The sequence below is a fragment of the Sulfuricurvum sp. genome (genome assembly GCF_028710345.1).
GTDB lineage: Bacteria > Campylobacterota > Campylobacteria > Campylobacterales > Sulfurimonadaceae > Sulfuricurvum.
Window position 1 is genome coordinate 177,816 of the sequence record NZ_JAQTUH010000004.1, and the last position, 23,465, is coordinate 201,280.

Consider the following 23,465-nt stretch of genomic DNA (forward strand, 5'->3'; position numbering starts at 1 on the left):
AATTATAAAGCAAGGATTCATTTTATGAAAGCAATAGCCCTCTTTAGTGGCGGACTCGATTCGACTCTCGCCATGAAACTCATCATCAACCAAGGGATTGAGGTGATCGCCTGCAACATTAGCACAGGATTTGGTTCGACCAAAGATAGACGTACCCATATGCAAAACATGTGTGATCAAGTGGGTGCAGAGCTTCGGATTATCGATATCCAAGAGGAGTATTTGGAGCAAGTTCTCTTTACCCCGAAATACGGCTATGGGAAAAATTTCAATCCCTGCATCGACTGTCACGGGAAGATGTCTGAAGTAGCCAAACGGGTGATGATTGCAGAGGGGGCGAGTTTTATTATTAGCGGTGAGGTGTTAGGGCAACGTCCTATGAGCCAAAACAGCGAATCGCTCCAAAAAGTGCTCAACCTCAGCGATTGCGAAGGGCTACTATTACGTCCTCTCAGCGCCCAAGCGTTAGAGCCGACTATCCCAGAACTAGAGGGGTGGGTAGATCGGAGCAAACTCGAAAACATCGTCGGACGAAACCGTGATCGCCAAATGGAGCTGGTTTCAGAATTCGGACTCACTGATTACGAAGCACCCGGAGGGGGATGCCTCCTCACCGATGAGCATTTTTCACGCAAAATCCGAGATCTCATCGCCCATGATAGCAACTTTATCAAAGCCGATATCCCTACCCTCAAATACGGTCGTCAATTACGGCTTCCAGAAGGGGCAAAATTTATCATTGGACGCAACGAAGAGGAAAACAACGTGTTAGAGGGTATCGAAAATGAGAAATATACCCATATCACTACTGACCTCTTCGGTCCCCACTCTTTGATATCCAAAAATGCAAGTGATAACGATAAGACATTGGCAGCGAAATTGGTCTTAGCCTATTGCAAACCCAATTTTAGCGGAGAACAAGTGATTGATTTTGGGGGAGAGACTTTAAGCACTGTTAGTGATCTTAGCCGTAACGATGCTCAGAAGTATATGATTTAACATCCCTTTGTCATTCCGTGCCACGACACGGAATCTAGCTTTTCGCCCTACGCGGGTATGACAATCTATTTAGCTACTGAACAGCCATAACCCGCTTTTTTGACCGCGTCACACATTGCATCAGCTTTTGTCCCATCGGCTGCTTTTACTTCTGCTTTACCCTCTTTGAGGTATACCGTAGCGTCTTTAACCCCTTTTACTTCCGACAAAGAACCTTTAACGTTTTTTACACACGCAGGGCACATCATCCCCTCGATTTTAAGGTTTACCAACTGATCCGCACTCGACACCGCTACCAAAGCCACAAGACTCAAGAGTACTTTTTTCATTATTCGTCCTTTTAGTAATTTCATGCTATTGTTACACAGAAGTCTTAATAAAGTGTTAAAATTTTACCATTTTTATAAAAAGCAGTATTTATTGTAAGAATATTTAATAAAAGGTTTCATTATGGGTTCAATCGATTGGTTTGTTATTATCTCTATCGCTTTTGCCGGTAGTTTCGGTCACTGCATCGGGATGTGCGGAGGATTTATCGTCGCCTATAGCTCGACCAAAATCGATGCCTCTATGAGTCGCGGTGCACAGCTTCTCCGTCATGGTGCCTACAATATCGGGCGGGTAAGCTCGTATGCGATACTGGGGATGATTTTTGGTGGACTAGGCTCACTCTTTACGGTGAGTATGGAGATGCACGGAGCACTCTTTATCTTTGCGGGGATATTGATGATTATCACCGCCCTCTCGATGTTGGGACTCTCGAAACTTCTTCATGCACTGGAGCACTCTTTTTCCAATTTCAAAATCTTTAAACTCCTCTTCTCTCGCCTCATTAAAAGCAAAAGTATCAAAAGCTTTTTTGCATTGGGGATGATGAACGGATTTTTCCCGTGCGGATTTGTCTTTTTCTTTGCCGCGAAAGCCGCTTCAAGCGCATCAATCCTCCATGGAGGAGCTATTATGGCGATATTTGGACTCGCAACCATCCCCACACTTCTAGCACTCGGACAATCGGTTAATTTTATGAGAGAAATCGCTTTTCGTCAAAGTATGAATCGACTCGCCGCTATCGCTATCGCCATTTATGGACTTTACAGCATCTATTACGGACTGGCTTATTTTATCGATTTGCCAATGTAACGGTTTTAGGAAGAGAGAAGTAAAAACAGCTCCCCTCTCCAACAACGCTCTCCACCCATATCTCTCCACCATGCATCTCTATAATCTTTTTCACAATAGAAAGACCTAACCCAGTCCCTTTTATCGATTCATTTTGGTGTTCACGAATTTGGACAAAAGGGTTAAAAAGAGTGCCGATTTGATCTTCTTTTATCCCATAGCCATGATCTATAACGCCAAAAACATACCGTTCTTTCTCCCATTGATAGTTCATGGATATGGTTTCATTTTCCGGGGAAAATTTGATTGCATTGCTCAACAGATTCACTAACACCTGTTTGATTAGCTGTCGATCTCCATCAACCTCTATCTCCTGAGTTATTTCCAAATCGAGTTTTAGATGTTTGTTTTGAGCCATAGGTTCTACCAATACCGCTACTTCATGAATTAACTCATTCATAACAAACGTCGTTAGATGAACATCCATTTTGCCCGATTCAATTTTGGCAAAATCTAAAATAGTATTCACAAGTGAAAGAAGCGTGTTCCCTGCAAGTAAAATTTTTTCGATAAACTTTTTTGCATTGTCCGGGGTATCATTTTTGGCAAGCAGTATCTGAGAAAATCCATTAATAGCATTGAGAGGGGTACGGAGTTCATGACTCATGTTGGATAAAAAAATATCTTTGGCGCGGTTAGCCTCTTGCGCCTCATTCATGGCCATAACTGCTTGATCGTGCGCCGATTTGAGCTTCTCGTTTTCCAGTAGCTCTTCATACTGTTTTTTCAGTGAATGGTTCGCCTCTTCTAACTCTTTGGAGCTTACATCCAACGTATGCTCCAATAAGCGGCGCTCTTTTTCCGCATCGATATAAAAATTATTGACCGTCTCTAAAAAAGGGGCTAATTCATCTATTAATTCAGGACGTACAAACCTCCGCATTTGTCGAACCAATAAACGATGGTACGGAGGCGTTGTCATGTTCGTCCCTATTCGTAAATACTGACCAAAGTCATCGTTTGATTATGGAGTGTACATCGAGATTCTCCTAATTCAGACAGTTCACCATAAGAATAGAAACCGGTTAAAATCGCTTTTTCTCCAAGTATCTCTCGAATAATCTCCAGCTCTTCTTCACACAATTGCCCCAATACAAGGCGTCTGCCTACACAGCTTACAAGCAATACAAGGAACTCATCGTCATGCTCCATTTGAGAAGCTTTTGCCGCCAAGCCGGCATGCTCAATAAGAGCATCCATATTGGTTTTCATCAATCGGCATAGCCCTCCATTGGGGATATCCCCTGCAAACGTCAAACTTTGAGTCTCTTCATCAATAGCAAGAAGGGTTCGGATCAAAGGAGATCCCTCGGCATCTTTACGTACACTCATCGGAAAGCGCAACCCGCTTCCCGGTAAATCTGCCGCAAACTCCCCCAAATAGCTTTTATACAACTCAAGTGCTGGCTTATCATCGATAGTATAAAGGACATTCCCCTCAGAACGTGTAATTCGACGCTCTGCCCCAAACTCTTCCCATCCCGCGGAACATCCGCTTCGTGCGACTAATGATTCACCGTATAAACCGATCGCGGCAACAACTCCAATCTCTGCAACTCCCTGCGCCATTACATAGGTAGCTCCAAAGCGTGTTCCATCTCCTGCCATACCTCCGGTAATACTCACCCCATCAGGCAACACTTCTGACAATCCGCGTGCCAATTCACTCCCATTGACCGTCAATCCATCCGAGAGGATAAATACATGGCGTAACGTCTCTCCATGCAACTCTTTCCCCAATGCAATACCGAGCTGTTCCATATCTTGGAAATCAATGACCCGCTTTGATGCTGAGCGCACTTGCGTACGATCAAAACTAATCGCCGTTGCCACCGCATCTTCATCACTGATAATCGTATCCAAAACACTCCCCGAACTGCTTGCTCCTGCAATCACCGCATTAGGATACATCTCTTTGAGGGTTTCATACCACTGCGGATCTAAACAGGCATGGTTATCAAAAAAGACAAGTACCAAGTTCCGCATTGCACCTTGTACTTTATCATACCCGACCCATCCATTTTTTTGGCTCCATCGTATTTGTTCGCTTCTCATGGTACAGCCTTTTATTTTTGTATATTTTCTTTGAGCATGGCAACCGCTTTTTCAAACTCTGCTAACGGTAATCCAAATTTCTCTATGCTCCCCAAAGCCCGTTCTATCGATTTTTCACTCAATACCTCTTTAAGTGAAATCGCTTGACTCACCACGTTTAAAACAGCACCATACCCTTGTGGTTCTGAATCGGAAATAGCTCGGAAGATATCGATTAGATGGGATTCAAAATGCCAATGTTCAAACATTAGAGCACTTATCTCATAACTATCCATTCCAAAGAATATCTTCTCAATCTCTGCAATATTTTCAGATTCTTCAATTTGCGATGCAAAAAGCTTTTCTTGACCCATTTTGATGATTTTGGCAGCGCCTACCAATTTTCCGAGCTCCATTAAAAATGAAGCACTCATCAACAGCGGCAACATACTCTTATCAGCTTCACCGTACCATAATCGCACTAAAGCTTGTTGCATCATCGAAACTTCACTCAAATGCTCGATGGTCGTATTGTACGGAGACATATCCAGAGGAAGGGTTTTTTTGATCGCATTCGCTGCCGCAAAACCCCGTATCATAGAAATACCAAACAGCATCATCGCCTGATGGATAGACGATATCTCTCGACTCATCCCATACAACGGTGAGTTCGCCGCTTTGAGTATATTGGCACTGAGCATCGGATCACTCTCGATCACTTTAGCCAAAGCATTGACATCTACTTCACTCATCATGCATAGCTCTTGGATTTTGCTAATCGAAGCCGGTAGCGGGGGGAGACTTTTAATATCTTCAATCATAATGAACCTCTCTTTTTTGTTTGGAATGTAAGAAAATCGCATATCTCATTGATGTTAACCTTATTAAATATCCCCTCAACATTTTGGGCATCAGGGAAATGAGAGATAAGTTTATTATCATCTTCAGCCGAAATAATAATTGTGGGTGTACGAATAGCATTTGCTTCCATAAATTGTAATACTTCCGAGCTGATTCCATCCACCAAAAAGAAATCGAGAATAATGAAATCAAAACGCTCCTTTTCTAAAAGCTCTTTGGCAAGATTGACTGAATTGGTCACCATGATATTAAAATCATTTTTTAACCGCTCAACCAAAATCTGCTGATACTCATGAGCATCCTCAACAATTAATATACTAGGAAGTCCGGAATCAAGATTCGGATAGGATGTCATTGTGGTTTGTGAGTCAGATACGGGGATCGTAAAATAAAAGGTAGAACCTACTCCAATTTGACTCTCTACCCACAATTTTCCTTTATGGAGATCTTCGATAATCCGCTTCGAAATAGCCAATCCTAATCCCGTCCCTTTACTGCTTTTTTGAAATGGATTTTCCACCTGCGTAAAAGGGTCAAACAATGTAGCGATATCTTTCGCTTCAATCCCTATCCCCGTATCGGTGATGGAAAAGCGATATACCCGCTCCACTAAATCATACTCCAGTCCCAAGGTGATCTCTCCACCCTCTTGGGTAAATTTAACTGCATTACTAAGCAAGTTTAAGAGTACTTGAACAATCAATGAGCGATCCAAATAAAGCCCCAATGAAATCAATTCCGGATGATGGAAAGTAATCGCTTTTTTCTGAGCCAACGGCTCAACAATAGACAACACTTCATGAAAAATGCCTGCAACAACGGTTATTTCCGGCTTGAAATTTAACTTTCCTGCTTCCAATTTTGCAAAATCCAAAATCGTATTCACAAGCGACAAAAGATTATTGCCCGAGATTGTAATCTTTTGGATATAAGCTCGAAGATTTTCCGGAATGCTTTTATTCATCATCAAGATTTGAGAAAATCCGATGATAGCATTGAGTGGCGTTCGCAATTCATGACTCATATTGGCTAAAAACATATCTTTAGCCCTGCTGGAGCGTTCAGCATCATCAACAAGCCGTATCAACGCATGTTCTCGCTCCCGATTTTGGAAGTTTTGACGCAAAATTTCGAGCAATATGCGGATAATTTCTGTCATATAGTGCTTATTAGGGATATCTTTCAAAGCCACTCCGACATTCATCCGATGTTCATTGAGAACGATCTTTCCGACTACATCGTACTCTTCCCCGCCATCAATATGCCCCTCACCAACATACAATCCCTCGATACACCATCCGAGCGTTTGGTGAAGCTGCTCATACAGTTTTTCTCGTACACCATTAATGAGTTCATCCGGATTATAAGATGAACCACTCTCATATATTGAATGGGCACAGGCGTGCAAGAACTCAATCCCCGAATGAACACCCATATAAGTCGTCGCCGAAATATCACTGAGCGGTTTATCGATAATCCCATACAGCGCTTGGGATATCTCTATAATACGTTCATATACCGTTTTCCCCTCTGCACGTGGCAACTGCAACAACATTTCCACATTTTCATGATAGGCATGATGGAGAGAGCGTGCTTGGGAAATATCTATCCCAAAACCCAATAACAACTCCGATTTATCCCCTAGTACATCAAGTGTGCGACTAAAAGGGCAGGAGTCTTCAGTGTGAAACGTTTCGTTCTCAATCGCCCCTTTATCCCAAAAACGTATCAATTTTTGCTGATTTTGTTTGTGTATCGTCAGTGCTGCGTATAAAGTATCAAACAGCGTCAAGACTTCATTCTCCCGCTTAAGCTCCTCTTGATGTTTGAAGTAACGATCAACATAACTCTGATTCATCACCGATTCACTAATCCGTATCATTTTGAGAATAATCGCTAAATCTTCCCGTACATTGACATTGATACCTGCTAAATCAATAATAATTTCATTTAAAATATCAAATCCGCGTGACACTTGAATCGCTTCAAGCCCTATTGCCATATGGATTTCGGCGATTTGACGCGTTCTCTCTATCAAGCGCTCATCAAAAGGGTGAATAAACAAAGAGCTAAAATACTCCCCAAACATTCGGACTAAACGGGGAGTATCGGACAGGGAGAGGATATTACGAAACGTAGGATCTTTTAAAAGATAATGGCTATACATCCTATCGGCGATAAGACTGCCGAACGAATGAATATATGAACCCACTTTTTCACGTTGCTTAAGATGATTTTCATCCAGCTCAAATAATGTCATCAGTGATATGGAATCAAATGGTTTACGCATTGATGTAGTTATCCAATACCCGTTTCATCTCATCCATATCGATCGGTTTTGAAATATAATTATCAAAACCGTGGAGCAATAACTTCTCACGATCTCCGCTAATCGCAAACGCTGTTACACATATCATCGGAAGGATAAGACCAAGCTTTTTAATCTCATCCACCAAAATATATCCATTCATAACTGGCATATCAACATCAGTAAGAAGGAGATCAAACGGCTCACTCGCCAATTTCTCCAGCGCCTCAGCCCCATTCTCAACAATCGTTATAGCCACATCAGGATAGAGGATTTCGACCATTGCTTGCACCACCATTTGATTATACTCTTCATCTTCAGCTATTAAAATTTTCACTTGTTTCTCCATTACTGTAATTGATCGATAAGATTCATAATCGACGGGGTCTCTTCTTCATCCGGAAAGGCCTCTTTGATAGCCAAAAATTGATCCAAATTCTCTATAAAAAGGGTTAAAAGCTTTTCATCAAAATGACTTCCGGAACCCTCTTGCATGATTTCAACTGTTTTTTCAACACTAAACGCTTTTTTATATACCCGTTCAGAACTCAATGCATCAAACACATCCGCAATCGATACGATACGAGCATATATATGGATTTTCTCCCCTTTAAGGCCGGCAGGGTATCCTGTACCGTCTATTTTTTCATGGTGCTGCAATGCGATAATCCGTCCAACCTCCAAAACGGGGTAATTTCCCTCACTCTCCAACATCTTGCCACCCAAAACAGCATGAAGCTTCATAATCTCAAACTCCTCGGGAGTAAACCGACCGGGTTTGAGTAAAATCTGATCGGGAATCCCCACTTTGCCGATGTCGTGGAGGGGCGAAGCATACAGCACCAACTCCACCTCTTCCGTATCTAGCCCTGCCAACTCAGCGAGTTTTGCTGAATAATGGCTCATCCGTTTAATATGCATCCCCGTCTCTAAATCACGGTATTCGGACGCCTTCCCCAATCGTGCAGAAATCTCATATTCGGTTTTTTTAGCTTGCATTAGCGCATCCGACAACTCACGAGTACGCTCTTCCACCATGCTGTTGAGGTTATCTTGATAATCTTTTATTTTAGCATAGTTAAAAGTTCGTAACTTCAACTCTTCAATATCGTACGGCTTACTGATAAAATCATCTCCGCCGAGATTAAGGGCACGCAACTTTTCTTCTTTATTCGCGGTGACGATGATAGTGGGGATCTGCTTCCATACAGCATTCCCCTTTAACCGCTCCAATGTCTCAAATCCATTAAGAACGGGCATCGCTAAATCGAGTAAAATCACATGGAAACAAGGATCTTTTTCGAGAATCTCCAAAGCTATCTGACCATTTTCTGCTTTTATTAGCTCCGTATTCTCATATTCCATAAATGCTAATTCTATAAGATCGAGATTAAACTCCTGATCATCAACCGCTAATATTCGGACTTTTTCCATGAGTGTCACTTTACCTTTTATTATATGCTACTAGCTATAGTGTACTCCTAGAAATTTTAAATGCTGTTGAGTCTTTATTATGAAGATGATTTTTAAAATTACGTTATACTACTCTCATGTTAATTTAGGGGGATTTCTATGGCAGGGGTAACATTTTCTTTTGATAATTTCGCAGCACTTATCGATCTTAATATCGGTATTGCTAATCGTCTTGATGAGAACCGATCGGAGAGTTTTACGATTTTGTTTTGTGATTTTGCAGGTATGACCCAAGAGATTATTAACACTAACCTTCCAAACCTGCTACGCACTTCTGATTCAATTGTCCATCATGAAAATTATTATTTCTTTGTCATGCCCTATACCGACCGATACGGGACAGGAATCGTCAAACGGATGTTCGAGGAGATGTTCGCCCGTCCTATCCCCTCAAGTGCCGTATGCTATCCGGCAAACGGGGAAAACAAAGGAGAACTTTTTGAATCGCTGCATGCGGAAGTGAAAAAGATGCACCGTATTGACCTCGATTGCCTCTATGGTGCGCTAGAGGGATAACCGTTATTGGCGTAACCCTACCGACTCAAACCGATGGTACGGAGACGTTTTATAATATCGGATTGCTTCGGCAAACTCATCTTTTCGTATATCTCGTTTGTCGCATATCGATTGAACAACAGGAGTCATCGGTTTGGTATCAGCCATAGAAACACTCGATATCAGAGGGAGCGTTACTGGTTTCACTTCCGTATATGGCTGAACAGCTTCTATCGGTTTGGCTTCCGCAAGTACTTTTGCTACTTCTACCGGTTTAACCTCTGAGTGTACCTGCGCGGCTTCTGTTGATTTAACTTCCGCAACCGCTTTTGCTACTTCTACCGGCTTAACCTCTGAGTGTGCCGGCACGGCATCTATCGGCTTTACTTCCGCAAGCGCCCGTACTACCTCTGTCGGTTTTGATTCTGTATGGGTAGCATTCTCAGCCGTAAAATGTCTCTCTACGGGACGAACAAACGCATCACTGCTCACAACGTTACGCGCATTTTTTAGCGCTTTACCCGCATTTTTACCATCTTTAAACGCCCCCAATGTGACAACGTAACGACTGTTTTCAACATTTTTATGTATATCTAAACCCGATTTTTTTAATTTCTTATCAAACTCTTTGGTTACCGATTTTTCATATATCGCGCTGATCACTTGAACCGTAACGGGCTCGGATGCACACATTACACTACTCATCCCTAATACAGCAAAAAACATTAATTTTTTCATGCTACTAACTACCTTTGTCTGGATAATTCTGAATAGCTATATCGGCATTTTGTTTTAAAACCTTTACCTTTTATCACAAACAAAAATTAAGAACCAAGTGGGCATAATTTCACTCCAGCAACTACTTCAAGGGCCCTTAGCTCAGCTGGGAGAGCGCAACGCTGGCAGCGTTGAGGTCACCGGTTCGATCCCGGTAGGGTCCACCAATACATAAACATTATCGTTCTAATCAATCAAACCTATAAAAAATTCAATAAAAGCATAAAGTTAAATTTCTAAACTTTGATTTGTTAAAATGTAAGCTTAACTTAACTATAATATCAATATTCACTATAAATCATCAAAATATCATAAGGATGCACAAATTATGGATTTTATGTTAATGTCGGCAGGTGCTATCACAGGTTTGCTAGTAGGTTTGACAGGAGTTGGAGGAGGAGCACTAATGACTCCATTGCTTTTACTTGTATTCGGAATAGCCCCGATGGCAGCAGTTGGAACCGATTTATGGTTTGCCGCGATTACCAAACTTTTTGCTATGCGGATTCATCAACATCATGGCTTGATTGATTGGCAAGTCGTCAAACGTCTTTGGATAGGGAGTCTTAGCGCATCAACAATAACATTGATATGGATGAAACTTTATCCAGTAGATGACAGCGCTGTAATCTTGCTCAAAACAACCATTGCTATTGCGGTAGTGTTAACAGCAACCGGCATTCTATTTCAAAAACAATTGCACGGTTTTGGGCGCTATCTTCGGACAACAGATAGTGAACATTTTATACAGTGGCAAGGACCGCTTACCATCATTGCCGGAGCAGTACTTGGGGTATTAGTAACCTTGACATCTGTAGGAGCAGGAGCCCTTGGCGCTGTATTTTTAGCCTATCTGTACCCCCTTCGTTTAACCATGCCTCGATTGATAGCAACCGATATTGTTCATGCAATCCCCCTAGCTATGTTTGCCGGAATTGGTCACCTAATCATCGGAAATGTTAACTTTATATTACTAGGTAACTTACTTACAGGCTCCATCCCTGCTGTAATTATCGGAGCAATGTTGTCTGCACGATTACCACATAAATGGCTACGAATTGGCTTAGCAATAGTGTTATTTTCAATTGGAGCCAAACTGTGGTTAAACGTATGGCATTAAACTAAATATTGATACGATATAATTCACCATTATTATAATTTAGAATATAAATTTTCATAAAATAAAAGGTTATTTAAATGATAGATGAAAAAAGGTTAACCCACCTCAAGCAACTGGAAGCCGAAGCTATCCATATCATGCGTGAAGTGGTAGCAGAGTTTGAAAATCCGGCAATGCTTTATAGCATTGGGAAAGACTCCTCGGTAATGCTACATATTGCCCAAAAAGCATTTTATCCTGCACCGCCACCATTTCCGCTTGTGCATGTAGATACCATGTGGAAATTTCATGAAATGATTGAATTTCGTGACCAGCGAGCCAAAGAGGTAGGGATGGATCTGATCGTCTACGTCAATCCACAAGGGAAAGAGATGAATATCAGCCCTTTTGAGCATGGCTCAGCAGTACACACAGACATTATGAAAACAGAGGGTCTCAAACAGATGCTTGATATCTACAAATACGATGCTGTATTTGGGGGAGCACGTCGGGATGAAGAAAAAAGTCGGGCCAAAGAACGTATTTACTCTTTTCGTGACAAATTTCATCGTTGGGATCCAAAGAATCAGCGCCCTGAATTGTGGAATATCTATAATGGGCGTCATCATAAAGGTGAAAGTATTCGTGTATTTCCCCTTTCAAATTGGACAGAACTTGATATTTGGCAATATATTTATTTAGAACAAATTCCTATCCCTTCTCTCTATTTCGCGGCTGAACGTGAAGTGGTCGAGATGGGTGGAACACTTATCATGGTTGATGATGATCGAATGCCAGAAGAACTTCGAAAAACTGCTAAAAAAGAGCTTGTCCGCTTTCGTACGCTTGGATGTTATCCGTTGACGGGTGCGGTAGAATCAAATGCAACCACGCTACCAGAGATTATACAAGAGATGCTTTTAACAACAACTTCTGAACGACAGGGTCGATTGATCGATAGCGATTCAACCGGTTCTATGGAAAAGAAAAAAATAGAAGGATATTTTTAATGGCTCATCAAGGTGATTTAATCGCAAGCAATATCGAAGAATACCTCCATCAACATGAAAACAAGGGATTAATGCGTCTCATAACCTGCGGTAGCGTAGATGATGGGAAAAGTACCCTTATCGGAAGACTTCTCTATGATTCAAAAATGATTTTTGAGGATCAACTCTCTGCGATCGAAAAAGATTCAAAAAAAGTGGGAACACAAGGTGGGGAGCTTGATCTTGCTCTGCTAGTAGACGGGTTACAAAGCGAACGAGAGCAAGGGATTACAATTGATGTCGCGTATCGATTTTTTTCAACTGATAAACGAAAATTTATTATCGCTGACACTCCTGGACATGAACAATATACACGTAATATGGCGACAGGAGCATCTACGGCAGATTTAGCAATCATATTGATTGATGCACGCTATGGTGTTCAAACACAAACCCGTCGTCACTCCTATATTGTCCATCTTTTAGGGATAAAACATATTATTGTTGCAATCAATAAAATGGATTTGGTTGACTTTAGCGAATCACGCTTTAATGAAATTCGAGAAGAATATACTACTTTATCCAAAGAACTAGGGATCGAAAATCCTATTTACGTCCCAATGTCGGCACTAAATGGTGATAATGTCGTCAATGCCAGCGAACAATCGCCGTGGTACAATGGCGAGTGTTTGATGGAAATTCTTGATACACTCGATATTTCAGACAAGAGTGATGCGAAGCCTTTCCGATTTCCAGTTCAGTGGGTAAATCGTCCGAATTTAAACTTTCGCGGTTTTGCAGGAACTATAGCATCCGGAAGTGTCAAAGTCGGTGATGAAATTACCGTACTCCCTTCTGGAAAAACGACCCGCATTAAATCGATTATCCCCCCTATGGCAGAAAACAACCTCTCCCTAATGGGTGAAAATAGTGCGATAGAAACCCTCGATGAAGCTTATGCGCCGATGGCGGTCACATTGACAACAGAAGATGAAGTCGATATTAGCCGAGGAGATATGATTGTCCATGCAGAGCATCTCCCTCGCATCTCTAACAGTTTAAAAGTAATGATAGTATGGATGGCGGATGAGCCGATGAGTATAGGAAAAAACTATCATATTAAATCTGCAACAACTGTATTGGGTGGTAGTTTTGATCATATAAATTATAAAATTGATGTCAATACTTATGAAAAAGCAATCGTCGAAGAGCTTCATCTTAACGACATAGCTTCTTGTAAACTTGTATTAAACCGTCCAATCGCAGCAGACCCTTATCGATTAAATCGATCAACCGGAAGTTTTATCGTGATTGATCGTTTAAGCAATAGCACTGTAGGTGCTGGGATGATTGTCGATGTCAGTCGTCGTGATCAAGATATTGTCCCTAGTGATCACCGCGAATACACACAAGCTGAAGTTGAATTAAATAGATACATCCGAAACCATTTTCCGGAATGGGGATGCAAGGCTATTTGATGTGCATAAAAAAAATCACCCACCTCATTCAAGAAAGTTCTAATAATGTCACACACTAATATTGTATGGCACAATCATCAAGTTTCAAACGCTGAGCGTGCAAAAATCAAAAATCAAAAACCCTGCATCCTTTGGTTTACCGGCTTAAGTGGATCTGGTAAATCAACCATTGCCAATGCTTTGGAACTGAAACTTTTTGAAATAGGAAAACACACCTATCTGCTTGATGGTGACAATATACGCCATGGGCTCAATAAAGATTTAGCTTTTAATGATCATGACCGAATTGAAAATATTCGCCGAATCGGAGAAGTCAGCAAACTCTTTGTTGACGCAGGATTAATAGTCATTACGGCATTTATCTCACCCTTTTGCTCCGATCGACAAATTGTTCATGATCTGGTTGCAGAGGGAGAATTTATTGAAGTATTTGTTGATACCCCGATAGATATTTGCGAACAAAGAGATCCAAAAGGGCTCTATACTAAGGCACGGAATGGGGACATCCCCTTTTTTACCGGAATCAGCTCTCCGTATGAAGCTCCTCAAGAGCCACAAATTCATCTTCTTACTGAAGAACTAGGGATTGAGGGGTGCGTTAGCACTATAATTGATTATTTACAATCCAAAGGATACCTGCATGCTTAATCAAATCAATATCGATGATATCGTAACTATCGCTAAACAAGCAGGTGATATTATTATGGATATCTATGCAAAAGATTTCAGTATTGATTACAAAGAAGATCAAAGCCCCCTCACAGAAGCTGACCAAAAAGCCAATGAATTAATCGTAGAAGGGTTAAGCAATCTATTGTTGAAATTTCCAATTCTTTCGGAAGAGGGGAAAACAATCCCTTTTGAAGAACGAAAAGAGTGGGAATACTTTTGGATGGTAGACCCGCTGGATGGTACAAAAGAGTTTATAAAAAAGAATGATGAATTTACTGTCAATATTGCTCTAATCCATAATCACATCCCAATCTTAGGAGTAGTTTACGCTCCTGCACTGAGTGAGATGTACTGGGCTACACAAGGCAACGGTGCCTATAAAAACGGAATACCCCTTCCTCTCTACACCAACACCGAATCAGATAAACAGCTTAAAGTAGTAGCAAGTAAATCCCATCTTAGTTCTGAAACACAAGACTATATTGATGATTTGGCCAAAACAACCGAGAATATCGAATGCGTCTCTAAGGGAAGTTCATTAAAACTGTGCATGGTAGCAGAAGGGAGTGCAGATGTCTATCCACGTCTTGCACCGACTATGGAGTGGGATACAGCTGCAGCCGATGCGATTGTACGTGAAGCAGGTAAGATGACATATCAATTTCAAAGTGGCACTGCGATGGAATACAATAAAGAGAACCTTTTAAATCCTTGGTTTGTTGTTCGTTGAGTTGACTATGAGGCTAAATCTTTTGGAAACGTTAAAACGTTTCCTATTGATTATGCTTCACGATTATCAGAAGGGGAATGGGACATTTCGTATCGTATCTAAATCACTTTGGCGGTTTCGTCGCTTAGGTTTAGATGGAATGCTAGAGTGGCTCGATAAAGAGATAGGTAAACTCCCTAATACCAATAAAATACTTTCAATCGACACCCCTACCTACCAACACTGGATAAAGACAAAAGAGCCGCAACTACTTTTATCATACCCGATTGAAATAAAAATCAAATTCTCTATAGTATTTCCGCTTCAAAACAATAAATTATCCATATCACGCACGATCGACTCATTGATTTCGCAACACTATAAAAATTGGGAATTACTTATCATATGCGACACAACAACTACCAAAAATCATAATGATTCTCGCATAGTATACATCACAGATCATGCCCTTCAAACACTATCAGAAAAATGGCATATCGGACAGGAACAAGCTACCGGAGAGTGGATAATCTTAGCCCATGAAGGGATGATTTTTTCACCACATACACTATTAGAAATGACCATAGCTATCCAAAAAAATCCTAAAGTAAAACTAATATATTCAGATGAAGACGCCCTTACCAAAAATTCTCAACGCTGTGACCCGCACTTTAAAAGTGATTTCAATCCCGATTTATTTTACTCAATATCGTACATCGGTACAGCTTTCGCCTCCAATACAACAATGATCAATACAATAGGTAAAACTTCTCGATCAACGCACCAATGTATTGCCTATGACTTAATAATCCGCATTTGGGAATATATGGGGAATAACAGTATTTATCATATTCCAAAAATCTTATTCCATTTTGAAAAAACGGATAAAAATTATTATGATAAAGAGTGTGAACTCCACATATTAAAAGAACATTTTACACGAATATCTCAATCTGTAACTATTACTCAAGGTTTACATCCTGAAATACATCGGCTACATTGGCAATTACCAAATCTTTTGCCTTTAGTTTCCATTATTATTCCTACACGAGATCATCTCGATATACTCCAAACGTGTGTTGAAAGTATTCAACAAAAGACTACTTATCCAAATTATGAAATTATTATAGTTGACAACCAAAGCCAAGCAAATGAAACCATTCACTATTTTGACCAATTGTCACAAAATGACCATATAAAAATTTTACGTTATGATGAAGCATTTAATTACTCAGCCATTAATAACTTTGCAGTTACTCAAACAAAAGGAGAGGTAATTGTATTAATGAATAATGATGTAGAAGTGATCTCATCAAACTGGCTTGATGAAATGGTCTCACATGTTATTAGAGCAGATATCGGATGCGTTGGAGCGATGCTCTACTATCCTGACAATACCATTCAACATGCTGGAGTAATTTTAGGACTGGGAGATGTTGCAGGACACGCACACAAATATGTAACTCGAGGGAGCAGTGGCTACTTCCATAGGGCATGTTGTGTCCAAAATTTTGCTGCCGTAACAGCAGCTTGCTTAGCTGTTCGAAAGAGAGTATATGAAGAGGTTGCTGGATTAAATGACAAAAATCTTACCGTAGCCTATAATGATGTCGATTTTTGTCTCAAAGTTCAACGATTAGGATATCGAAATCTTTGGACCCCTTATGCTGAATTGTATCATCATGAATCCAAAAGCAGAGGGAAGGAAGATACTCCTGACAAAAAAGATCGCGTAATCTCTGAAATAGCTTATATGCACGCGAACTGGTTGGATAGCATAACCTATGATCCTCACTATAATCCCTCCTTAACCAAAATAGCCGAGCAATTTCAAATTCGAAGAATGGATATTACTCGATAAATTACCTTATTTGTATCGGCTACAATCATCCATTAACATTATCACAACATTTTCGCACTATAATAACCTTACTTATTCATCAAAAGGAATTTCATGAAATCATCACACATTCTCTCCTCTCTTATCCTTACAGCTTCCATAGCATTTGCAGCTCCAACTACCCTTGCAATCGTTAATGGTACTGCTATCACAACCACTGATGCAAGCACTTTTATGTCCAAAGCCATTCCAGGCATGACGTTTGATAAACTCGATCCGAAAATGAAACGTCAGGTAGTCGATCAACTTGTAAATCAGCAACTTATTAAAGATCAAGTTTCCAAAAGCGGTATCCAAAATACCCCACAATTTAAATTAGCTTATGCGGCATTACGAGATGATCTTGCAGTCGATATGTGGATGAAGCAACAAATGGCTAAAATCACCGTAAGCGATCAAGAAACTAAAACATTTTATGACAATAACAAAGAAAAAATGAAACAAAATGACAAAGTTGTTCCATATGATAAAGCAAAATTTGAAATTACCCAGTTTATTAAAATGGAAAAGTTCAAAGCGCAAATGACCAAAACAACGGAATCACTTCGCGCCGCATCTAAAGTAGAGGTAAAATTATAATATTGCAAATTCACTATATAAGCACTACCTACAGAGATTGTCCATGAGAACGGAACTCCCTCTTGTTACTGTATTGATGGCAACCTATAACGGAGCACGCCATATTTCTGAACAAATTGACTCAATATTAGCTCAAACGTATTCAAACATTGAGCTTGTTATTGCGGATGATAGCTCTATGGATGAAACTGTTCCCATTCTCAGATCATATAAGCAAAAACATCCCAATATCAAGCTCTATATCAATCAAATACGTTTAGGATTCGTCAAAAATTTTGAACAATTACTTCAAAAAGCGGATGGTAAATATTTTGCACTGTCGGATCAAGATGATATATGGGATCATGATAAAATATCTATCATGATGCAAGCACTAATCGAAAAAGAGAAAAAAAGACCCGATGCACCCATTATGATTCATAGTGATCTAAAAGTGATCGATGAAGTTGGTGCGTTGATATTTCCTTCCTATTCTCTTCATCGGGATTACCATTTTTCAAATCACAAGAATATTCCAATGATGCTCAGCAAAGGCGGGGTAATGGGTAATACTATACTCCTCAACAATCACCTCAGACAGCTGATCCTCCCATTTGACCCAGATGTAATGCATCACGATTATTGGATAGCACTCATTAACGAAATATTCGGTTTTCGTATTAGCCTCAAAGAGACGTTAGTATCCTATAGAATCCATACTCACAACACCAGCAATAAAATGCACCTAATATCCAATCAGCACCAAAAAAATAAAAAAAATATTTTGCCATATCAAGATAACAACCGTTATAAAGTATTACGTGGAATATTGCAACGCTTTCCCATAGAGAAAGATGACAAACGTCCAATTATAATTTTTTTGAAATACTTACGAGAACAAAAAAATTGGCTGAAATACTATCGACCGCTCTACAAAGAGGGTTTTATCAAAAACTCTATTCGTACTCATTCAAAATTATTAGGGAGATTTACGCTTGCTTCACTCAAACGAAAACAAGCACTTAAATCTTCAATACAATCCTAATGTTAATCAGTTTTTCACAAACATTATATTCCCGCTTGAAACCGTTTAAAAAATATTTTGCATCTGATTTTAAAATTATTTTCGTTGGGTGGGGACGCCGTAAGTACGGTGAGTTCGCCAGAAAAATAGCCAAAATATTTAATTTTCCGTTTTTATGTCTCGAAGATGGATTCATCCGGTCTGTTGAAATTGGGAAAAGTGATTTTGTTTTTTCTATAGTTATAGATGAAAAAGGGATTTATTACGATGCGACAAGAGCCTCAAAACTCGAAGATATCATCAATACGTATGATTTTCAATCCGATACCGGATTAATACAAACCGCTTCAGATTCATTAAAATTACTTATAGAATATAATATTACGAAGTACAATCATGCCCCTAATTTTCATAAAGCTGATTTAGCAAACGATACCAAAAAACAGATACTGGTTGTTGCTCAAACGGCTGGTGATATGTCTTTAAAATACGGCATGACTGATTCTTATTCCACAAATGATCTCCTCGCTATTGCCCGAAAAGAAAATCCAGATGCAACGCTATATCTCAAACTGCACCCCGATGTACTACATGGAATAAAAAAATCCGATATTGATTTAAAGCAGATTCACAAAGATTTTACTATTATCAGCGAAGATGTCAATGCACTAACATTGTTGAAATCAATGGATAAAGTTTATACAAAAACCTCTCAGATGGGATTTGAAGCGTTATTACTTGGTAAAGAAGTTGTCTGTTTTGGTGTTCCATTTTATTCAGGATGGGGGCTGACGGATGATCGCATCCCCTGCAACCGCAGAGTACGCAGAGTCACTCCCTTGGAACTATTTGCAGCTGCTTATATCTTATACCCTGTATATTACAATCCCTATACCCGTAAAGATTCCGATATTATTGACACCATACAAACCATTGTAGCTATCAAAAATGCAAAATAACACCTCCAACAGCTATTTTTTTGGATTTTCTATCTGGAAACGTTTACTTATTACTATTACACCTTTTTTTGATGTTCAGCCGATTTTTATTAATCCTATTTTCGGAAATAACCATCTCACTTTGGCTCTTAAAAAAAAGATGAACCCCCAAAGTAGCCTCTATATTTGGGGTAAAAAGACTGTAAGTGCGATAGAGCACTATGCCGTACAACACGGATGTAAAATTTATCATGTCGAAGATGGATTTATACGTTCTATCTCTTTGGGTTCTGATCTAACACAGCCTTATTCACTCGTGATAGATTCACGTGGAATCTATTTTGACCCTACTTGTGAAAGCGATTTAGAATATATTCTTCAAAATCATACTTTTAACGACAACGAAATTGCTCGTGCTAAAAATATTCAACTTTTCTTGATTGAAAAAAAGCTCTCAAAGTACAACGTGTACGAGAATCGTGCATTAAATTTTCCGACCGACCGAGAAATTATTGTTGTCCCTGGACAAGTTGAAGATGATGCTTCTATACACTATGGAGCCAAAGGGATGAGTAATTTGGAGCTTTTACGCCAAACACGTGCTAATCGTCCAAATGGTTATATTATTTACAAACCTCATCCGGACGTCTTGGTGGGCAATCGTGTTGGAAAAATAGATGATGAAGAGGCTTTGCGTTACTGTGATCGTATTGTAACTGAGGTTGGAATCGATAGCGTACTAAAATATGCAGATGAAGTACATACTATGACATCCTTGGTAGGATTTGAAGCGTTGATTAGAGGCATTAAAGTTGTCACCTACGGATTACCTTTTTATGCAGGATGGGGCCTAACTATCGATATGCAATCTTGTAGTCGTCGAAAACGGCAATGTAGGCTCCATGAGCTGGTTGCGGCGACCTATATCCTCTATCCTCTATATATTGACCCCCTAACAAAAAAACGCTGCGAAATAGAAGATGTGTTAAGCTTTTTAGATACAGAACGGGCTCATTACAAAAACTCTATTGCTCTTAAGATTAGAAATTGGTTTAGTCGAAAAGTTCAATTGCTGATTCGAAAACTAAAAGGACTATGATGAATGTCAAGAAACGTGTTGTTTACTATCTAAGTGGATTTGATCCTCGCGGAGTACATCACTACTATAGCTTATACAAAGAGAATTTTAATAATCAAATGACAATTAATGGAATGAAAGGAACCGTTTCTCCTCGTAAAAATCTTCATCAGTGGGAAATCGATGCGACTGATCAAGGAATACATGTTAATACTCTTTACAATTTTTTGAGTTGGGATGACATCATACGTTCTGAATGGTCTTCGGGACTATTAAATTATTATAAGGACTTATTTTATTGCATCGTTGCCTATCTTTCTAATGGGTTAATTATTAAATATGCAAAAGCTTCTCCAAAACAAATGATAGCAGGTTTATATCCAGGATTCTATTTGTTAGGTGCTCTCGTAATAGCTATCTACGGAAGCATTTCACTCTATCAGTCTATCGAAGGAATAATAGGGATAGCATCGGGAATAATTTTTTCAATCTTAACTATGATGTTGTTTGAAAAAATCGGTAATACAATTGGGGTCTTTTGGCTATTACGTATTTATGCTTTTAGTGTTCGATGGGGTAGAGGGGAAATAGACACTATTGAAGAACGAATAAATCATTTTAGTGATGCAATAGCAATACAACTCAATATTGCAGAAGATGTAGATGAAGTTTTATTAATCTCACACAGTGTCGGAACTATTTTGGCAGTAAGTGTACTTGCCCGCATATTGGAAAAAGCAGACCATTTGGATAAATTCGGGATGATAACACTAGGTGAATGTATACCATTGGTAAGTTTTCAACCAAATGCTGATAAATATCGGGCAGAATTACAAAAAATTGCTGAGAATAAAGATATTATATGGGTTGATTATACTGCTCCCATCGATGGAGCGTGCTTTCCCTTGCATGATTTTATGCAAAGTAGCAGTATTCAACAAAGTGGAATGAATTTACACTATCTTTCACCGAGATTTCATACACTTTTTGATAAAATTACGTATGCAAAATTACGCAGAGATTGGTATACAACCCATTTCCTCTACTTGATGTCGACCGAAATATCCGGTGGATACGATTATTATAAAATAAGTGCGGGTGCTATGAGTATTCGTGATAAAATTGATCATCTAAAGAGTTAATATGTCATCCTGCCCATTTCATCAACCTTTTTTTCCTCCACCGCTTAAAAATAAGGCGTCACTACTATTTACTTTTTTTAGAAAAAGACGTTCTTGGCTAGATGGACTGTATGAACGTAGCTATAGCATGAAAATGGGACGGGTAAAAATGCCTGGACTTGATTTGCATGTAATTAATCAGCCCGATCTTGTTCACCGTATTTTGGTGGATGAAGTGAAAGAGTTTCCGAAAAATCAGCTTTTGGGACATCTGTTGGAACCGCTATTGGGGGAAAGTATTTTTACGACCAATGGGGAACAATGGAAAAGACAACGTGAAATGCTCAACCCTTCATTCGAGATGACCCGTATTTCTCATGTCTTTGGGCTCATGAACGATGCGGTACAAGAGATGAAAGATCATCTTCGCGGAGATAACACTGAAAATCATCTCGATATTGATCCCGAAATGACCTATGTAACGGCAGATATCATCTTTCGAACCATTCTTTCATCACGACTCGATCGTAATGATGCAGTAAAAATTATCGAAGCATTTGTGACATTTCAAGAAGAGACCGCACGAACCGCAATGAGAACCATGTTTAAAATTCCGGAGTGGCTATGGTTTTTGAGCGGGGAAAACAAACGGATAAAGGCAGGGAACGATATTCGTGATATCCTCGCGTCCATTATTCGTCCTCGATACGATGCCATCATTGCCGATGATACACCAAATAACAAAGACATCCTCTCATCATTACTCCAAGCGGTGGATGTTGATAGCGGTGAAAAATTTTCGTTTGAAGAGATACTCGATCAAGTAGCGATGCTTTTTCTTGCAGGACACGAAACATCTGCAAGTGCATTAACATGGGCAACTTATTTACTCTCTCTGTATCCCGAGATTCAAGAGCGTGCTTATCATGAAGTGTTAAACATCGCTGGTGAAGATGAATTTAATGCCGATCAGCTCAAACACATGGAACTAATTACCAACATTTTCAAAGAGACACTCCGCTTATACCCCCCCGTTGGATTTTTTGCACGTGAAAATACGCAAGAGACAACTATGCGGGACAAAACGATTGCCAAAGGCTCTTCCGTTGTCGTGGCACCATGGCTCATTCACCGACACAAAGAGTTTTGGGAAAACCCAAACGGATTTGATCCGGATCGCTTTAGTGATCCAAAATCAATACACAAAGATACCTATCTCCCTTTTGGGATGGGGGCTCGGATTTGTATCGGATCATCTTTTGCGATGCAAGAAGCGGTATTGATCTTAGCTACCCTCATTCGTGAATTTAAAATAGAGCTCCAAGAGGGCTTTGTTCCGGATGTCGTCGGACGCTTAACGGTACGTTCAGCCAACGGAATGAAAATTATTTTGAAACGGCGTACTCACTGATGAAAGAACGTTTAGCCGGATTTCTCCTTATGTGTGCAGTCGTACCGCTCGCAATATTGGGATATTTGATTATTTGCTACGCAGGCTTTATCGGCAAGCCCGCACGCGGTCGAGCGGGGGTGAGAGCACTCGATCATTTTGTCAATGCAACCGTCTTTAATGGTTATGCGTGGGAATCGGTATCATCTCATGCTTGGCGAGAACGCAATACAAAATGGTGGGCAGCATGGGTTATAAAAATAACGGATGCTTTTCAAAAAGATCATTGTATGCGTGCCAATAAACGGGAACAACCGATAATAGATCTAATGCTTCATAAAGGTTTGCACGATCAAACCATCGGCAAAAAGAGACAATAAACC

Annotated in this window: 24 protein-coding genes and 1 tRNA gene; 17 read left to right on the forward strand and 8 right to left on the reverse strand. The window is 39.9% G+C overall.

The features are described 5' to 3' along the window. Window positions 1-24 precede the first annotated feature (24 nt). On the forward strand, window positions 25-999 hold the full coding sequence (locus tag PHC76_RS07160) for an argininosuccinate synthase domain-containing protein (protein ID WP_299970028.1): 975 nt from the start codon (window positions 25-27) through the stop codon (window positions 997-999). 65 nt (window positions 1,000-1,064) lie between these two features. Here the strand turns inward: PHC76_RS07160 and PHC76_RS07165 are convergent, their stop codons facing one another. Beyond that, complete coding sequence (locus tag PHC76_RS07165) at window positions 1,065-1,328, reverse strand: heavy metal-associated domain-containing protein (protein ID WP_299970031.1); 264 nt, start codon at window positions 1,326-1,328, stop codon at window positions 1,065-1,067. 121 nt (window positions 1,329-1,449) lie between these two features. On the opposite strand from PHC76_RS07165, the gene PHC76_RS07170 reads away from it, so the two are divergent. Further along, the gene (locus PHC76_RS07170; protein ID WP_299970033.1) at window positions 1,450-2,139 is read left to right on the forward strand and encodes a sulfite exporter TauE/SafE family protein; all 690 of its coding nucleotides are present in this window, start codon (window positions 1,450-1,452) and stop codon (window positions 2,137-2,139) included. Here the strand turns inward: PHC76_RS07170 and PHC76_RS07175 are convergent. From PHC76_RS07175 to PHC76_RS07200, 6 genes are read right to left on the reverse strand one after another with little or no spacing between them, the layout of a single operon-like run. Continuing rightward, the gene (locus PHC76_RS07175) at window positions 2,120-3,100 is read right to left on the reverse strand and encodes a HAMP domain-containing sensor histidine kinase (protein WP_299970036.1); all 981 of its coding nucleotides are present in this window, start codon (window positions 3,098-3,100) and stop codon (window positions 2,120-2,122) included. The two genes, PHC76_RS07170 and PHC76_RS07175, sit on opposite strands and share 20 nt — an antisense overlap. Before the next feature lie 8 nt (window positions 3,101-3,108). Continuing rightward, window positions 3,109-4,233, reverse strand: a complete 1,125-nt coding sequence (locus PHC76_RS07180; RefSeq protein WP_299970038.1) for an FIST N-terminal domain-containing protein — start codon at window positions 4,231-4,233, stop codon at window positions 3,109-3,111. Between the two features lie 11 nt (window positions 4,234-4,244). Next, a complete protein-coding gene (locus tag PHC76_RS07185; protein ID WP_299970041.1) occupies window positions 4,245-5,033 on the reverse strand; it encodes an HDOD domain-containing protein in 789 nt (262 codons plus the stop codon). After that, window positions 5,030-7,363, reverse strand: coding sequence for an ATP-binding protein (locus PHC76_RS07190; protein ID WP_299970044.1), 2,334 nt, complete (start codon window positions 7,361-7,363; stop codon window positions 5,030-5,032). The genes PHC76_RS07185 and PHC76_RS07190 overlap by 4 nt, the downstream gene beginning before the upstream one ends. Continuing rightward, entirely contained in the window at window positions 7,356-7,718 is a 363-nt protein-coding gene (locus PHC76_RS07195; protein ID WP_299970047.1) for a response regulator, read from the reverse strand. Before PHC76_RS07195 ends, PHC76_RS07190 begins: the two co-directional genes overlap by 8 nt. 11 nt (window positions 7,719-7,729) lie before the next feature. Beyond that, a complete protein-coding gene (locus PHC76_RS07200; RefSeq protein ID WP_299970049.1) occupies window positions 7,730-8,815 on the reverse strand; it encodes an HD domain-containing phosphohydrolase in 1,086 nt (361 codons plus the stop codon). A gap of 138 nt (window positions 8,816-8,953) precedes the next feature. Here PHC76_RS07200 and PHC76_RS07205 point away from each other — a divergent pair, with 138 nt between their 5' ends. Further along, window positions 8,954-9,370: a hypothetical protein gene (locus PHC76_RS07205; protein ID WP_299970052.1), complete on the forward strand. Its 417-nt coding sequence runs from the start codon at window positions 8,954-8,956 to the stop codon at window positions 9,368-9,370. A 3-nt stretch (window positions 9,371-9,373) separates the two neighbouring features. On the opposite strand, the gene PHC76_RS07210 is transcribed toward PHC76_RS07205, so the two are convergent. Further along, window positions 9,374-10,087 carry a hypothetical protein gene (locus tag PHC76_RS07210; RefSeq protein ID WP_299970054.1) on the reverse strand — a complete coding sequence of 238 codons (714 nt, stop codon included), beginning with the start codon at window positions 10,085-10,087 and terminating at the stop codon, window positions 9,374-9,376. A gap of 130 nt (window positions 10,088-10,217) precedes the next feature. On the opposite strand from PHC76_RS07210, the gene PHC76_RS07215 reads away from it, so the two are divergent. The 14 genes from PHC76_RS07215 (at window position 10,218) to PHC76_RS07280 (ending at window position 23,462) form a co-directional block, all read left to right on the forward strand. Beyond that, window positions 10,218-10,293: transfer RNA gene (locus tag PHC76_RS07215), tRNA-Ala, on the forward strand. Between the two features lie 161 nt (window positions 10,294-10,454). After that, window positions 10,455-11,246, forward strand: coding sequence for a sulfite exporter TauE/SafE family protein (locus PHC76_RS07220; RefSeq protein WP_299970057.1), 792 nt, complete (start codon window positions 10,455-10,457; stop codon window positions 11,244-11,246). 77 nt (window positions 11,247-11,323) lie between these two features. Continuing rightward, a complete protein-coding gene (gene cysD, locus PHC76_RS07225; protein ID WP_299970060.1) occupies window positions 11,324-12,235 on the forward strand; it encodes a sulfate adenylyltransferase subunit CysD in 912 nt (303 codons plus the stop codon). Then, a complete protein-coding gene (gene cysN, locus PHC76_RS07230) occupies window positions 12,235-13,692 on the forward strand; it encodes a sulfate adenylyltransferase subunit CysN (protein WP_299970063.1) in 1,458 nt (485 codons plus the stop codon). Before cysD ends, cysN begins: the two co-directional genes overlap by 1 nt. Before the next feature lie 45 nt (window positions 13,693-13,737). Beyond that, the gene (gene cysC / locus PHC76_RS07235; protein WP_299970066.1) at window positions 13,738-14,340 is read left to right on the forward strand and encodes an adenylyl-sulfate kinase; all 603 of its coding nucleotides are present in this window, start codon (window positions 13,738-13,740) and stop codon (window positions 14,338-14,340) included. Next, window positions 14,333-15,094: a 3'(2'),5'-bisphosphate nucleotidase CysQ gene (gene cysQ, locus PHC76_RS07240; protein WP_299970069.1), complete on the forward strand. Its 762-nt coding sequence runs from the start codon at window positions 14,333-14,335 to the stop codon at window positions 15,092-15,094. The genes cysC and cysQ overlap by 8 nt, the downstream gene beginning before the upstream one ends. A 22-nt stretch (window positions 15,095-15,116) precedes the next feature. Further along, window positions 15,117-16,934 carry a glycosyltransferase family 2 protein gene (locus tag PHC76_RS07245; RefSeq protein WP_299970071.1) on the forward strand — a complete coding sequence of 606 codons (1,818 nt, stop codon included), beginning with the start codon at window positions 15,117-15,119 and terminating at the stop codon, window positions 16,932-16,934. Window positions 16,935-17,027: 93 nt separating this feature from the next. Further along, window positions 17,028-17,552, forward strand: coding sequence for a hypothetical protein (locus tag PHC76_RS07250; protein ID WP_299970074.1), 525 nt, complete (start codon window positions 17,028-17,030; stop codon window positions 17,550-17,552). 43 nt (window positions 17,553-17,595) lie between these two features. Next, window positions 17,596-18,576, forward strand: a complete 981-nt coding sequence (locus tag PHC76_RS07255) for a glycosyltransferase family 2 protein (protein ID WP_299970077.1) — start codon at window positions 17,596-17,598, stop codon at window positions 18,574-18,576. Further along, window positions 18,576-19,514 carry a hypothetical protein gene (locus PHC76_RS07260; protein WP_299970080.1) on the forward strand — a complete coding sequence of 313 codons (939 nt, stop codon included), beginning with the start codon at window positions 18,576-18,578 and terminating at the stop codon, window positions 19,512-19,514. The genes PHC76_RS07255 and PHC76_RS07260 overlap by 1 nt, the downstream gene beginning before the upstream one ends. Further along, window positions 19,504-20,592, forward strand: coding sequence for a hypothetical protein (locus PHC76_RS07265; RefSeq protein ID WP_299970083.1), 1,089 nt, complete (start codon window positions 19,504-19,506; stop codon window positions 20,590-20,592). The genes PHC76_RS07260 and PHC76_RS07265 overlap by 11 nt, the downstream gene beginning before the upstream one ends. Next, window positions 20,592-21,713 carry a hypothetical protein gene (locus tag PHC76_RS07270; protein ID WP_299970085.1) on the forward strand — a complete coding sequence of 374 codons (1,122 nt, stop codon included), beginning with the start codon at window positions 20,592-20,594 and terminating at the stop codon, window positions 21,711-21,713. Before PHC76_RS07265 ends, PHC76_RS07270 begins: the two co-directional genes overlap by 1 nt. A gap of 1 nt (window position 21,714) precedes the next feature. Beyond that, a complete protein-coding gene (locus PHC76_RS07275) occupies window positions 21,715-23,103 on the forward strand; it encodes a cytochrome P450 (RefSeq protein WP_299970087.1) in 1,389 nt (462 codons plus the stop codon). Beyond that, window positions 23,103-23,462 (forward strand): hypothetical protein, encoded by a 360-nt coding sequence (locus PHC76_RS07280; protein ID WP_299970090.1) that lies wholly within the window; start codon window positions 23,103-23,105, stop codon window positions 23,460-23,462. The genes PHC76_RS07275 and PHC76_RS07280 overlap by 1 nt, the downstream gene beginning before the upstream one ends. The last annotated feature ends 3 nt before the right edge of the window (window positions 23,463-23,465 follow it).

What these genes read in the sequence shown, in the direction of transcription:
- PHC76_RS07280 (WP_299970090.1), top strand. Translation starts at nt 23,103, where the DNA reads ATGAAAGAACGTTTAGCCGGATTTCTCCTTATGTGTGCAGTCGTACCG.
- PHC76_RS07275 (WP_299970087.1), top strand. Translation starts at nt 21,715, where the DNA reads ATGTCATCCTGCCCATTTCATCAACCTTTTTTTCCTCCACCGCTTAAA.
- PHC76_RS07170 (WP_299970033.1), top strand. Translation starts at nt 1,450, where the DNA reads ATGGGTTCAATCGATTGGTTTGTTATTATCTCTATCGCTTTTGCCGGT.
- cysN (WP_299970063.1), top strand. Translation starts at nt 12,235, where the DNA reads ATGGCTCATCAAGGTGATTTAATCGCAAGCAATATCGAAGAATACCTC.
- PHC76_RS07265 (WP_299970083.1), top strand. Translation starts at nt 19,504, where the DNA reads ATGCAAAATAACACCTCCAACAGCTATTTTTTTGGATTTTCTATCTGG.
- PHC76_RS07160 (WP_299970028.1), top strand. Translation starts at nt 25, where the DNA reads ATGAAAGCAATAGCCCTCTTTAGTGGCGGACTCGATTCGACTCTCGCC.
- cysD (WP_299970060.1), top strand. Translation starts at nt 11,324, where the DNA reads ATGATAGATGAAAAAAGGTTAACCCACCTCAAGCAACTGGAAGCCGAA.
- PHC76_RS07165 (WP_299970031.1), bottom strand. Translation starts at nt 1,328, where the DNA reads ATGAAAAAAGTACTCTTGAGTCTTGTGGCTTTGGTAGCGGTGTCGAGT.
- PHC76_RS07270 (WP_299970085.1), top strand. Translation starts at nt 20,592, where the DNA reads ATGAATGTCAAGAAACGTGTTGTTTACTATCTAAGTGGATTTGATCCT.
- PHC76_RS07205 (WP_299970052.1), top strand. Translation starts at nt 8,954, where the DNA reads ATGGCAGGGGTAACATTTTCTTTTGATAATTTCGCAGCACTTATCGAT.
- PHC76_RS07210 (WP_299970054.1), bottom strand. Translation starts at nt 10,087, where the DNA reads ATGAAAAAATTAATGTTTTTTGCTGTATTAGGGATGAGTAGTGTAATG.
- PHC76_RS07220 (WP_299970057.1), top strand. Translation starts at nt 10,455, where the DNA reads ATGGATTTTATGTTAATGTCGGCAGGTGCTATCACAGGTTTGCTAGTA.
- PHC76_RS07260 (WP_299970080.1), top strand. Translation starts at nt 18,576, where the DNA reads ATGTTAATCAGTTTTTCACAAACATTATATTCCCGCTTGAAACCGTTT.
- PHC76_RS07175 (WP_299970036.1), bottom strand. Translation starts at nt 3,100, where the DNA reads ATGACAACGCCTCCGTACCATCGTTTATTGGTTCGACAAATGCGGAGG.
- PHC76_RS07255 (WP_299970077.1), top strand. Translation starts at nt 17,596, where the DNA reads ATGAGAACGGAACTCCCTCTTGTTACTGTATTGATGGCAACCTATAAC.
- PHC76_RS07200 (WP_299970049.1), bottom strand. Translation starts at nt 8,815, where the DNA reads ATGGAAAAAGTCCGAATATTAGCGGTTGATGATCAGGAGTTTAATCTC.
- PHC76_RS07185 (WP_299970041.1), bottom strand. Translation starts at nt 5,033, where the DNA reads ATGATTGAAGATATTAAAAGTCTCCCCCCGCTACCGGCTTCGATTAGC.
- PHC76_RS07190 (WP_299970044.1), bottom strand. Translation starts at nt 7,363, where the DNA reads ATGCGTAAACCATTTGATTCCATATCACTGATGACATTATTTGAGCTG.
- PHC76_RS07250 (WP_299970074.1), top strand. Translation starts at nt 17,028, where the DNA reads ATGAAATCATCACACATTCTCTCCTCTCTTATCCTTACAGCTTCCATA.
- PHC76_RS07180 (WP_299970038.1), bottom strand. Translation starts at nt 4,233, where the DNA reads ATGAGAAGCGAACAAATACGATGGAGCCAAAAAAATGGATGGGTCGGG.
- cysC (WP_299970066.1), top strand. Translation starts at nt 13,738, where the DNA reads ATGTCACACACTAATATTGTATGGCACAATCATCAAGTTTCAAACGCT.
- cysQ (WP_299970069.1), top strand. Translation starts at nt 14,333, where the DNA reads ATGCTTAATCAAATCAATATCGATGATATCGTAACTATCGCTAAACAA.